At 37.0% G+C, this 13,114-nt stretch carries 7 protein-coding genes and 2 pseudogenes; 1 reads left to right on the forward strand and 8 read right to left on the reverse strand.

Translation table 11 applies throughout. From position 1 onward, the window contains the following. Nucleotides 1-258: 258 nt before the first annotated feature. The 5 genes and pseudogenes from ACHABW_RS14665 to ACHABW_RS14685 form a co-directional block, all read right to left on the reverse strand. Nucleotides 259-894: a hypothetical protein gene (locus ACHABW_RS14665; protein ID WP_435756111.1), complete on the reverse strand. Its 636-nt coding sequence runs from the start codon at nt 892-894 to the stop codon at nt 259-261. Then, nucleotides 867-1,210 (reverse strand): annotated as a pseudogene (locus ACHABW_RS14670) (DUF4373 domain-containing protein). The gene ACHABW_RS14665 and the pseudogene ACHABW_RS14670 overlap by 28 nt, the downstream one beginning before the upstream one ends. A gap of 755 nt (nt 1,211-1,965) precedes the next feature. Next, nucleotides 1,966-2,865 (reverse strand): TIGR03943 family putative permease subunit, encoded by a 900-nt coding sequence (locus tag ACHABW_RS14675; protein WP_435756113.1) that lies wholly within the window; start codon nt 2,863-2,865, stop codon nt 1,966-1,968. Between the two features lie 18 nt (nt 2,866-2,883). Then, entirely contained in the window at nt 2,884-3,921 is a 1,038-nt protein-coding gene (locus ACHABW_RS14680) for a permease (protein ID WP_435756115.1), read from the reverse strand. A gap of 291 nt (nt 3,922-4,212) precedes the next feature. After that, the gene (locus tag ACHABW_RS14685) at nt 4,213-7,488 is read right to left on the reverse strand and encodes a DPP IV N-terminal domain-containing protein (RefSeq protein ID WP_435756117.1); all 3,276 of its coding nucleotides are present in this window, start codon (nt 7,486-7,488) and stop codon (nt 4,213-4,215) included. Nucleotides 7,489-7,800: 312 nt separating this feature from the next. Here ACHABW_RS14685 and ACHABW_RS14690 point away from each other — a divergent pair. Further along, nucleotides 7,801-8,368: pseudogene (locus ACHABW_RS14690) on the forward strand (IS256 family transposase); the annotation flags it as partial. 143 nt (nt 8,369-8,511) lie between these two features. Here ACHABW_RS14690 and ACHABW_RS14695 read toward each other — a convergent pair. The 3 genes from ACHABW_RS14695 to ACHABW_RS14705 all read right to left on the reverse strand — a co-directional run bounded on the left by ACHABW_RS14695 (nt 8,512) and on the right by ACHABW_RS14705 (nt 12,578). Beyond that, nucleotides 8,512-10,341 (reverse strand): amidohydrolase, encoded by a 1,830-nt coding sequence (locus ACHABW_RS14695; RefSeq protein ID WP_435756119.1) that lies wholly within the window; start codon nt 10,339-10,341, stop codon nt 8,512-8,514. A 776-nt stretch (nt 10,342-11,117) separates the two neighbouring features. Next, a complete protein-coding gene (locus ACHABW_RS14700) occupies nt 11,118-11,273 on the reverse strand; it encodes a hypothetical protein (RefSeq protein WP_435756121.1) in 156 nt (51 codons plus the stop codon). Nucleotides 11,274-11,333: 60 nt separating this feature from the next. Then, entirely contained in the window at nt 11,334-12,578 is a 1,245-nt protein-coding gene (locus ACHABW_RS14705; RefSeq protein WP_435756123.1) for an ABC transporter substrate-binding protein, read from the reverse strand. Nucleotides 12,579-13,114: the final 536 nt, after the last annotated feature.

Below are 13,114 nucleotides of genomic sequence, written 5' to 3' on the forward strand. Positions count from 1 at the left end.
GAAAGTGTTTAAGAACTATAGTAACCCTATTTTCTTTAACATATATTTTGTAAAACTGTTGTAAATTGTAAATTATTAATTACCTTGAGAAATTATAAAGGTTGCAAAAGAACTAAATCATTTGCAACCTATTTACCTTTACTAGCTAAAAATTATCATTTCAGTAACAAAAATACCTTCATTATTCTTTTAATAGTTTTCATAACATGAATGACATTATCATTTTAGTTTTTTAAATTTAAATTAGTTATTATGACTTCATTGAACACGACGTAAAATCTTTGTATCTCTTTTAATGCGTTTTTCAAACAGTATTTTTTTATACTTTTCTACGTCTTGATTAATCTTCCTGATTTCCTCTGGAGTAAACTCTTCTTCTGGTTCGGAGCTTTCCTTATTTTGAGCTAAAATTGATTTTGGCAAAGGTATTTGATTTCCAGATCTATTTATTTTATCTTCATTCATCTGAATAATAATTTTACTGAAATTTTTTCTTAAACTTTGACCAGATAATATTTTAGATTTCCAAAACGAATCACTTTGGCACCAGTCAATAACATTTTCAACATCTTCTATCGGACGACCATCTTTCTCAATGATTAGCCTTATATCTTCATCCCATTTTTGAAAATCTGGTTTGTCAAAGTACTTGTCATTAATTAATATTTTTTCATACAGACGTTTAGATAATTTGCAATAAATTAAGTTTTCTTCATAGCTCTGATTATTTTTATTTAATTCTTTTTCTTTATTGTCATTTATAATATTTTTATTTAATTTACTGTTATTTACTTTGCTTTGTGTACTTTTACTATCAGTAACATCACTTGTTGGTAAGTTTCTGATATCAGAAACTCTATTAACTACTACGTTTTTGATATCCGAAACATCCATAGAAGGTATGCCTCTTCCATTTCCACCTCAACTCTCTTATAAATTGCATGTACATAAATTTCTTGAATTCTTCTTGATGTGATCACTGAATGTTTTTTCAGCAAACCAAAATCAAAAATGCCCCATTCAGCACAATCATTTATAATCTCGTTAACTACCTCTATTTTGAGAGATATTCTATTACTAAATAGAATTTGTTCTTTTTTCTCCCATTTATAAAGTAACCATTATTATATATTTTCTGAAATATCTTTATTAAAACAGCGAAAGCTTCCAAATCATGCTCTGCTTCTATTAGTTCAATTTCGTCATCCATAGTTACATTAAGTGGAAAATAGTCTAATCCTTTTTTGGGCGGTCTCGCCAATCTATACTCCTCCTTTAACTTAAAAAATTTATGATATTAATTATGGTTCTTTACAATATACTGAAGTTGTCACTTTTTCCTGCTATAATATTAGATGAAATTAACTTTTCTGTTAATACTTACTAGACCCCAAGTCTTTAGTGGGTATTTTTTATGTCAAATCGCTTCACTTTTTTAACATTTTCAACACGTTTGTTCAATTTAGTGAAAAATTTAAGGTCATTATTAGTATTGTTCATAGATGCCGTTACATCGTTCATAAATTCATCTATTTCATCAACCTTAAATAGTATTTGCTGCCTACCTTATAATAAGGCCTTACAATCCGTGGTTATCGGTCTGTTTAGTACCGAAGCGACACGTACAGAATGACGAAAAGAGCCTTTTCTTTTCGATCAATCTTTCGTGCTGCCGCCCTATTTCACTACACTCTTTAATCTCTTCTCAACAATTTAACTTTTGGTTATAATACTTGATAGAGCATGTTTCAAAAAGCCCTAAAAATCTTAACAAAATAAAAATGCACTTCGCAAAATGGTATTTTTGGTCGTTTTGTCACTTCCATTTTACCATTTTTCGCAAGGTACATTTTTATTTCCATCAAATTTTTTCGGACTTTTTGAACAAGCACTTTAAGTAAATGTTTCTAACACTTATAAATATTTCCGTGAACATAAATTAGACTGTTTGATATGCACACTTGCTTAAGGAAAGGTTGGAAAGACATAGGGTTGATCCGGCTCTTCTATCGTATTTATTTGTTGTGGATGAATTAATGGGATAGTGAACTCATGGTAGGTTGATTGATCTATAGTACCTTTTACTTCTACCCATGTATCATTGTCAAATTCCGGCGCCAAATCACTTTCAATTATGGTACCAAAAACCCCTGCATCAGCAACACAACAAGTCATCGAAAACCGGGCTATAGCTAATGTATATTCTTCAAAATCTGCTTCACGGTAGACAAATCCTTCCATCACAATCTCTTTACCGATTAATTGTTCAAGGTGAAGATCAAGGACAGTCATTATATCAAGATAATTGTCGTCAGTTACTATAATCGTATCTAAATCTTTCAATTCTTGTGTTAAATCTAAGTAGTATTGGTTGAAACTTTCATCACTCTCAAGTCCAGATTCTGATCCTTCTATAAATTCATCGGTGTTTTCAGCTTGTGAAGAGGAAGTAGCATTCGTCTCAGTAGTAGGCTTTTTTAATATCCCATCTCCATATGAAATACCTCTATTAGCAGCCACAGAGCTATCAAGAACTTTATCCGGGAGTACAAATCCTGTGACAATCGGAAAGACGAAAATAGCATAAATAAGTAATTTAACGAAGGGACTCCCTTTCATAGAATGATCTGCTCCACAATCACAGTGTTCGCCGTCATCTTCTTTTCTAGCACTTCGTAAAACCTGTAATGCTCCTAAAAAAAATAATACAGCAGTTGCAAAGTAGATAAATGGCCACATTTTTGGAGCAATATAGTGCTTAATATTTCCTGTAAGAATAAAGGCTAGTAGCAACAAAGCAAAACCTAATAAAATAATTCCCCTTATATAACTATGAAAGCTTTGGTCATGGTTATGATTTTCCAATTGTAAATAACCTCCTTCTTAAATTATATACATTTGAAATACTACAACAGAAACAAAAATAGTAACTGTAACAACGGCGATAAAGCCAATTACAAATTTCGTTCTAAAAAAGGCAAAAAGCATAACTGTATTTTTCAAATCTAGCATTGGACCATAAACAAGAAAGGCAATAATAGAACCTGTTGTAAATGTTCCACCAAAGGAAGCAGCAACAAACGCATCTGCTTCGGAACAAAGAGATAAAACATAAGCAAAAACCATCATAACCGCTGTGGATGACCACTCGCTTTGTCCGATTTCGAGTAACAGGTTTCTATCCAAGAATGTTTGAAACATTCCTGCAATAAAGGCACCAGCGATTAAGTATTTCCCCATCAAGAAAAATTCATCAGCAGCATGATCCAACGTTTGCCTTATACGGGTCATCTTTTTCATCGGCAGGTGAGTATGTACATGTACAGCACCATACTTTTCCGTTATCTTTTCCTTTGTCGACCTTAATTGTTCACTATTTTTAAAGATGAGATAAATTATTCCACCAATGATAATAGCTAAAACAAAGGCTATTCCCATTCTTGCGTATAGAATGGTTAAATCGTTGCGAAAAGCATAAAAAGTTGACGCGGCGACAATCGGGTTTAGAATGGGAGCACCAACTAACAAAACAACACCAATATGAAGGGGCAGCCCCTTTTTAATTAACCTTCGAACAACTGGAATAATGGCACATTCACAAATAGGAAAAATAGCTCCTAGAAGGGCTGCAGGTAAAAGTGCCGCATAGGCATTTTTTGGAATGTATTTCTGCAAGTAATCTTCCGAAACATATACCTGTATTAAGCCAGAGACAAAAACACCTAATAAGATAAAAGGAATGGCCTCAATAACAATCCCGAGAAAAATAGTATTTACGTTTAACCATTCATCTGATATAAGGAATTTACTGTCTTCACTTTTAAACGTATCACTACTAAAAAATAATATTAAGAAAAAAATGAATAGTGTAATTCCTATTAATTCTTTTGATATCGATACCTGAGATTTTTTTAGTTCCATAACCTCTCCTCAATATTGATTTTTGTAATTTCTATTCTCCCCCTAAATAAAATACAGTCCAAGCGTGTTTTTCTGGGCCGTACTTTTAAAACGCTCAATGACTGTATGTGTAGTATAAGGGATCGACAAAAGGATGCATTTCATTTTAGAACCGTTATCCATTGACTCTGGCACTAAACCGGAGTCAATGGATCACCTCATAAAACTTAAACTGTCCATTTATAAGTTAAAGTTTACTTCAGGTAGGTTCTTTATCTCCTATCTTTTATTTAATTATTCAGATAGTTAACGTTATTGGAACTTCTCAATCGCAGAATCCGTATTAGCCATAAGAATATTGTAGGCATTATCGGAAATAAACGCACTATTTTTTTGATTGTCAAGCAAACGTTTGAAACTTTCTAGGTGCTTGACAACTTTTTCGTTTCTTTCTGTTTCGAAACGTTCTACTATATCCAAGTGTGCATGTAAAGACCGGGGAGCACCATTGTTTGCGAACTCGCCTTCTTCCTCGAATTGCTCAACAAGTACCTTGATATCAGATGCACTAATATCTTGTTTTATATCCTCGTTAAATGGTGCTACAATATCATCGATTGTATATACTTCACCATTTTTCATTACCTTTTGGACGTTAGCTGCATCTTTAATATCTTCGTGGGGATTACCTTCAACCAATATAAGGTCTGCAAGCTTTCCTTCTTCAATTGTACCAAGGTCATCTTCCACACCCATTACTTGTGCAGGATTAATTGTGGCTGTTTGAAGTGCCTCAAAAGGTGTCATTCCATAATCATTCATCGCTTTAAGATTTAAATGTAAAGGAACGGCAGTATAGTCAATCGGAGTATCAGTTCCGGCTAATATCATCCCTCCAGCATCCATAATATCTTTTAAAATCCCCACATCTTGGGCTAGACGAGCCGAGTAATCTGTTGAAGCACGCTCAAACTGTTTCTCGTATGCCTGGTATTTCCATGGTGTATATAAGGTTTCTAAACGTGGATCTGAGGAAAACAGCTCTGGATAGTGTGCGAGCAACGGACGAGCAGACCCTAATAACGCTGAAGTCATAGACATGCCAGACTTCCCTGAAAGTTCAATCACATCATCATAAGCATGACCGCTCGGACTTTTCGTTCGTGAGAATCCTAGACGTTGAGTCGCTGAAATATGTGAAGTTCCATCTTGCCCGAATGCCATTGATGGAAAGAAATAGTGAGAGAAAGTTGGAACTCCCAGTTCATGAGCTTTCTTAATCACAGTATCTTGATCCTCATTTGAAAGTCGCACGTATGTTTTTATAAGGTCATAATCGAGTGCTTCCGCTCTTTCCAGCTCCCGTTGTAACCCCTCCTCACTTGCCGTCGGCCTCATCACGTTATAGTAGACACGAGACCCTTCTATAAGTTCGCCGGTTGCGAAAAAGCGTGGTCCTACACTAGCACCCGATTGTAGCGATTCGCGATCCTCGATCGCTTGGTAAGCAATATCACCCATGGACATTGTGCTTGTGATACCAAACGAAAGTAATTGACGTCCTACTCTTGATCCAGTTCCTTCTGTATAACGCTCCATCTCTTGGTGAATGTGTGCATCCCACAGTCCTGGCATAACCGTAAGATCACTAGCGTCAATAAACTCGACACCCTCGTGATTGGTATCTTCATGATCTTTGATTTCTTTAATACGGTTTCCTTCTATAATAATATCGACGTTTTCTTGAATATTCTCATTATTGCCATCCCATAGTTTACCGGCATGAATGACTGTTGTTTCAGTTGGTTGCTTAGGCGTCCATTGCATTTGGAAATCCAACGTCTCTGGCTCGCCCCCATCGATGGAAACACGCTTTAAGTCTCCATTTGACAGATATAATAATGTATTTGAATCCCCACTCCAACTTGGTGATTCGGCAATGTCTTCTGAAACCTTTATCGGATCTCCTGTAGATTCGCCATCATCATTAAATGGCATGATCCATAGTTGACTTTCAATAATAAAGGCCATGTATTCGCCATCAGGTGACCACATAGGTCCTGAGTTTGCGCGGTTACTTAACGAATTAAAATCAATCGGATCCACGTAACTCTCTGAACCTGTTTCCTGGTCGACGACGAGGATTTGGTTTGTGCCTTCGCGATATCTGTTAGAGTTTGTTTTAATAGCTGAAAGGGCAATTTTATTATTAGGTCCCCATGTTGGTGGACCTGGATAAGATAAGCGACCTGTAACGGCTTCTACTTCCCCAGAATCAACGTAAACAGAAGAAATAACTCCAGTCTGGTCTTGGAATGCTATTTGCTTCCCATCTGATGACCAAGCAGGTGACATTTCAGCAGTCTCTGTGCTTGATGTCAATTTACGCTCTTTATTCGTTTCTAAGTCAAGGATATAAATATTTAGCGTTCCTGCTTTATCAGAAGAATAGGCAAGTTGCTTTCCATCTGGAGACCAGCTTGGACTAACTTCTAAATACGTATCATCGGTCAAGGGACGTGGTTCTCCTCCATCTATATCCCATATCCATAGATCATTTAGGGCTACAAATGCGATTTGCTTTCCATCTGGAGAAAGTTGTGGTGCAACAATTCCTTTTACATCTCTTGGTGCGTTGGAATCAAAGTCATGCTCTTTGTATTCGTAGTCACGTTCTGGTATTTCAATTTCCACCTCAAATGGAATCGTCTCCGAGTTCTCGACACCAAGGTTACGTTGTTTGATGTGACCGTCTGCTGTGTATATGATTTCATTTTCTGAAATCCACTCGACACGGAACGGGAACACATCTCCTTCGTCAATCGTTTGTGGTGCGATTGACTCCTCGGTAATATCGGCTATCATTAAGTTGTTTCCTTGTAAGACGTAGGACATGCTTGTTCCATCCGGGGACCAAGATGGTGAAGAAATTGAACCTCCCCCTTCGACAAGGGTGCGATGGGCCCCATCCTCGTCAATGGCTTCAATGATGTTTCCGCTAACAAAGGCAGCATCATTAATGTAGGCGATTTCATCTCCATCCGGCGACCATGTCGGCTGATAAACTTCTGTTGTATCATTAGTCCATTGACTAATCTCATGAGTTTCTAAATCCAGTACCCAAATATCGTAACTGCCTCCCCGATCCGACGAAAACGCAATTTTTTTTCCGTTAGGGGAGTACGTCGGTTCACGATGATCAAATGGACCCTCCGTGAGTTGTTGCAGATCTGTTCCATCTGGCTTCATTGTCCAGATATGGTAATTCCCATCTTTGTATGATTGGAAGGTGATTCTATTCCCGTCAGGTGACCAATCAGCAAGCGAAGGATCTAGATAATTGTCAGTGATTCTTGTCGCTGTACCTCCGCTTATTGGTAATGACCATAGCACCCCTTGAAAATCCATTATAAGATTTTCACCATCGGGAGAAACAGTGACCGCAATATTAGTTCCTTCAGTTAACGTTGCTGTTCCTGCATCCATAGTCTCGTTCTTTTCTCCGGAAACAATATTCTTAAGTAAGAAAGTAGTACTAACCAGTATAAATACTAACAGTAAAATTAAAGGCTTTCTTGTATTAATCAAGTTACCAATCCTTTCAACTTATTATTTTTCCTCACTAGCTACTACGATTTTCATCCTCTGTTTGTTTGATTTTATTAATCCAATTACTCATAACACATAAGGACGGTAAAACTTGTCGAACTTTACTATATTAACCTCTGTTATTGCCCCTCCCTTTTTTAAAATTGTTAAGCATTCAATGTAACTACATTCAAGAAAATTGATGACGTACGATAGTTTGTGTAAGTAAATGTTTAAGACAAAAAAGAGGTAGGTATCCTCATTGCCTCATTGTTAACTACGAAATCAACTGAGAGGAGATGCCCTACCTACCTAGACCTCTATGAAAGAGCCGCAAAAGAGATTCTTATCGGGATATTTGACAGGTTACCTGGTTTAGAAGATGCGATGAAGGCTGTTTATCCAAAAGCGGATGTGCAACGATGCGTCGTGCATAAAGTTCGAAATACCCTCAATACGGCACGAAAAAAGGATCAATCGGCCATGGCGGAAGACCTCAAACCGATCTATCAAGCCAACACGAGAGCCGAAGCTGACAAGTGCTTTCAAACCTTCAAAGAAAACTGGGGAAAGAAATACCCGAAAGTCGTTCAATCATGGGAGCGAGACCTTGATGTCCTTTTGACATTCCTACAGTACCCTTCATCGATTTTAGGCGATGATATATACCACGAATATCATTGAGAGAACAATGAAAGAGATCAAGAAGCGAACCAAAACGATGAACAGTTTACCGACAGAGAAAGCAGCAGAGAAGATTGTTTACCTTCAATCCATTGAGTACAACGAAAGGTGGGCACAGCGAAAACTAAGAGGTTTCAGCACGGCTAAACCTGTCCTGCAAGACCTGTTCATAAAGAGTTACGGAACAGAAGACTAGGGGGAAATGGAAATTTTTTCAGGTATGGGCCCCGCGTGGACCCATACCTGAACCTCCCCTCCTAGTGCCGAGTGATACCCTAACTAAATTACACAAACTTATTGACACTACCAGAAAATTAATTCAGATTGGTAACTACGAATTTATTCCCATTTATTGATTAATGAATTAGCATTTGCTTTAAGAATGTTAGACGCATTCTCGGAAATCAATTCATTCTTTTGATGATTATCAAGCAACTTGTTAAAGCTTTGCGTGTGCTTGACTACTTTATCGGCTGCTTCTCGTTGTTCGAAACGATCTACTGTAGCCAAATGTGCTTGTAAGGATCGAGCAGCTCCATGGTTTGCGAATTCTCCGTCTTCTTCGAATTGCTCAACAAGTGTATTTATATGAGAGGCACTCATACGTGAAGCATGACGAAACACTTCCTGTCCCTCGAAGTAAGTCATCAAGGTCGTCGTTTCACTAATCTCACTGACTGGAACCTCAAACAAATTATTTTCTAAGACAACGAAGTCCGCTTTTTTACCCACTTCAATCGAGCCTGTCTCTTCTTCTGCAAAAATAAGATTAGCGCCGTTTATGGTATGACTCGTAAGCATTGTTTCCACACCATCTAGATCTGAAGAAGAGAAGTTTTGCACCCCTTTCTCTACTGACACAAGAGGCCAGAAGTCACGTACAGGATAATCATTTGATGTAGAAGCAGGAATTCCGGCTTCAAAAAAGCTGGCCGGCACAGGATGACCATCAGCTATTACGTTTAATTCTTTAAATCGATCGATAGCTCCTTCTCCGTTACTACTTGTATGGCTAATCGTGTGTCGGGAATCCCTTGCTCCATTTTCTTCTAGCGCATATTCATAAGCGTCTAGAATCGCGTGATATGCGTCTAAATCACTAATAACATGGGTATAGAGACGGAACCCTTCTTTATCTAAAGCGGCTACGGTCTCCTCTAAAACATCCTGCTCCCAAACCAGTCCACGTCCACGTGTACCAGTACCAAATATTTTTATGCTATTAGTTTTGTACATTCTTCCTTGATATTTGTCACGCTTCTCTTTAAAAGTCTCGATTTGCTCTAGTCCTTTGTTTTCATCAGCCCATAGAGCTATATCGTATCTTACGGTCAATTCATTCGCATCATCCAGTACTTGTAATGCTTCCAATAAAGGTTCGGTAGGGTAGTGAACGGGCACGAATACCGAGGTAACTCCTCTTTCAGCAGCCATCTCCTGAAAAGAAAGAACTGTCTCTTTATACTCATCTACCGTAAAGTCTGGTTGAGGTAGAGCTTCAATAATAAGGTTCTGAGCGGAAAATTCGTGAAAAATTCCATTTGGCTCTCCTGTTTCATCACGGTCAATAATTCCCCCTGGAGGATCAGGGGTATCTTTGGTCACCTCTGCATTCTCAATTGCGTTTGAGTTAACCCATATAGTATGGTGTCCATTTTCAATAAAAACAGCAGGAATATCAGAGACCATCCCATCAAGAAATTCTCTTGGAGTGATTCCATCAAGATCTGGGAAACTTCTATCACTATAAACCCCACGTAATTGTTCTATACCAGGATTCTCTTCCAAATACTTATCAATAGCATTCGCAAATTCTTCTTGTGTGCTATAAGGACGAAGATCTAACCAAAAAAGTTCTTCTGCCTTTAAGTATGCATGGTTATGTCCGTCAATAAATCCAGGCATAAGCATGTTCCCATCTAAATCATTCACCTGGGTTTCAGGCCCTTGAAACGATTCAACACCTTCACTATCGCCCACGTAAACAATCTCTCCATCTTTAACGGCAACAGCTTCAGCCCAACTCTTTTCCTCATCAACTGTATAAACTTCACCATTTTTGAAAATCAAATCAGCCTGTTGGTTCGAATTTCCCTTTGCCAATATACTCCCGGGAAAAACGGAACTTAAAAGTAAAAATACGAGTAGAATCATTAAACTTTTTTTCATAGAAACAACGACAACCTTTCAAATTGGATTTTTAAAACTTTTTTACTAGTAGAAAAAATACTTTTTACTCACTGAAAACGTTTTGAATTACTATTCTGCTGCGGATCCCGGACGTACAACATTCTTTTCTCTTGAATTATCCTCACCTCCTCTCACAACGGTAATCTCTCGGAAATTAAATTTCTGCTACTAGCATAATCATGAAATCTCTTCTGAGTTTGTTATGATATTCTAGGTGATGAAATACCCACAGTCATTGCTTTGAAACTGTTCAAAAAATTCACTTTTTTCTTGACTACTTCTATGAACTTAGAGGCGAAAACTTGTCTCTAACCACAACATCAAAATATTCAGACGATCTACCAGATAAATCGTTAGAACCGCCCGTTAAATAAGTAGATTGATAGATGAAAGAGTAAATCATTTATGAAAAATCTAGGTTAGCATTAAGAAATAAAAACCACTTACTTTCATAGAGAATGTACCAATAATTCCTGCCACAATGGCTGACAAGACAACCGCTAAACCTAGCGAGAAAATGAGGTTACTTGAAATATGCTGGGCAACAAGTTCAGCAGTATAAGCACCAATTCCGAAGAAGCTGCATGTCCAAGTGATACAAGTCCAGTAAAACCGACTAATATATTTAAACTAAGAGCAACATCGCTAGAATTAAAATTTCTAATAACAAGTTCAGATGAAAAAGTGAAAGAACAAAAGGGGCTATTCCTAAAGTTTCAATAGCTATAAGAAATTTTAACAATGTCCTTTTCAAGTTAAGCCACATTCTTTCCTAATAAGCCACTCGGTTTAAATACTAAGACAACCGCCATTAATCCGAATATATGGAACCTAATAAGTTCAGGAACTAGAATGCGACTAAACGTTTCTACAACTCCAACAAATATACTTGCAACTAAATGTCCCTTCAATGGATCAAAGTCCACCAATTATTAGCACTACTAAAGCAAGAATTAACGTTTGATTTTCTATTATTCTCCTTGATCTTGAACTGCATCAATACTTTGAATAACGTTATTTTCTGTTCTTTCACCTTCTATAACCGTTTCAGTAATGTACATATTTTGGATGATATGATGCGTTTCTTTATCAAATTCAATTGGTCCACGTGGACTTGTAAATGAAACATTTGAAATTGCTTCTACTATCGCTTCTGGATTAGATACATCCCCTTCTAAACTTTTAGTAGCTTCAACGATTATTCGCGCAGCATCATATCCTTCTAAAGACTCAATTGTCGGACGTCTGTCATAAGTTTCTTCGTACGCTTCCACAAACGCTTGATTTTCTTCTGTTTCTATACTGTAGTCCCAAAAGGTTGATGCAAAGACACCTTCGGCTGCATTACCAATTGTTTCACGTAAGTCTTCAGCGACTAACCAACCTGAGCCTATTAGTGGCATTGTGTCTTTCAATCCATACTCCTCATATTGCTGAACAAAACGAACTGCATCACTTCCAGCAAAAAATGCATACACTCCGTCTGCATCTTCTCCACCAATCGTCGTTAAGTAAGACGCATAGTCATTGTTACCTAAAGGTGGATATACTTCACCGACAACTTCACCACCGGCTGCAGTATACGCTTCAATAAATGCAGATGAAACTTCCCGTCCAAAAGCGTAATCTGCTGCAGCAATATATATTTTTTCTCCGATGTTTTCATACGCCCACTCACCCATTGAGTGACCAATTTGCCAAGATGAGAATGAAGATCTCCAAATATAATCACTGCGTTGTTCTCTCGTTAAATCATTTCCTCCCGCGTGTGAGGCCAAATATGGCAGTTGATTAGAATCTACTTCATCACGAATCGCGTATGCAACAGCAGTACTTACTGCACCAGTTAAGATATCAATATTATCCTGATCCATTAATTTTCGAATTCTTCGTAAACCAACTTGCGGATCTGCTTCTGTGTCCTCCTCTATTAACTCGATCGTTTTCCCTGAAACTTCCCATTGAATGCTATCAAAATAAAGTTTCATTCCATCCGACAAATCATTTCCCAATGATGCATAAACGCCTGAGAATGGAAGAATTGAGCCAATTTTAATTGTCTCTCCCTGTTCATCATTAGCTTGCTGTTCTGTTTCATTACCAGCATTATTTGAATTAGATTCATTAGAACTAGACTCTATAGCACTGTCTCCACAAGCTGAAAGAAATAGTAACGCAAAAGTAAAACTAAAAACTAATAATATTTCCCTTCTCATACCCAACACTCCTTTATCATTTTTGCAAACGCTTTCAAAATATATTCTTAATATTATGATATATCTGATAATATTTTATTTCAATGCTTTTTTTAAAACTTTCGTAATTAAAAACAAATAAAATAATTATTATTTCATTTAATAATATACTGTATAATAGGTTTTATATCATTATTATTAGTTTTAATTAATACGTTCGTTATTATAACGTTATATAAATTGTTAAGTTTTTAATCTGATATTCTCAAGAAAGGGTGAAATAATTATAGTGTAGACGAAGAAACTGCATATAAACTGAATCCCCTGTTTAATTCTAACGACCTCATACACTTTTTCCATTTCCATTTAAATCACTCCTTCAATGAATGTCTTTTTTTCATCCGCAGGGATGAAGTCCCATAAAAGGGATCTTTTTTTGCTTTTTTACAGGAGACATGAATCAGGAAGTATAGAGAAGAAATCAATGGTTTCAGCCTCAAATTTTTTTGAGTTTGCATAAGCGTTCTTTCTCCAAAGAGTTTTGAGCCCCTTGATGT

It is taken from the genome of Salipaludibacillus sp. CF4.18 (genome assembly GCF_051262595.1).
In the GTDB taxonomy this organism is placed as follows: Bacteria; Bacillota; Bacilli; order Bacillales; family Salisediminibacteriaceae; genus Salipaludibacillus; species Salipaludibacillus neizhouensis.

What these genes read in the sequence shown, in the direction of transcription:
- ACHABW_RS14665 (WP_435756111.1), bottom strand. Translation starts at nt 894, where the DNA reads ATGGATGTTTCGGATATCAAAAACGTAGTAGTTAATAGAGTTTCTGAT.
- ACHABW_RS14680 (WP_435756115.1), bottom strand. Translation starts at nt 3,921, where the DNA reads ATGGAACTAAAAAAATCTCAGGTATCGATATCAAAAGAATTAATAGGA.
- ACHABW_RS14695 (WP_435756119.1), bottom strand. Translation starts at nt 10,341, where the DNA reads ATGAAAAAAAGTTTAATGATTCTACTCGTATTTTTACTTTTAAGTTCC.
- ACHABW_RS14705 (WP_435756123.1), bottom strand. Translation starts at nt 12,578, where the DNA reads ATGAGAAGGGAAATATTATTAGTTTTTAGTTTTACTTTTGCGTTACTA.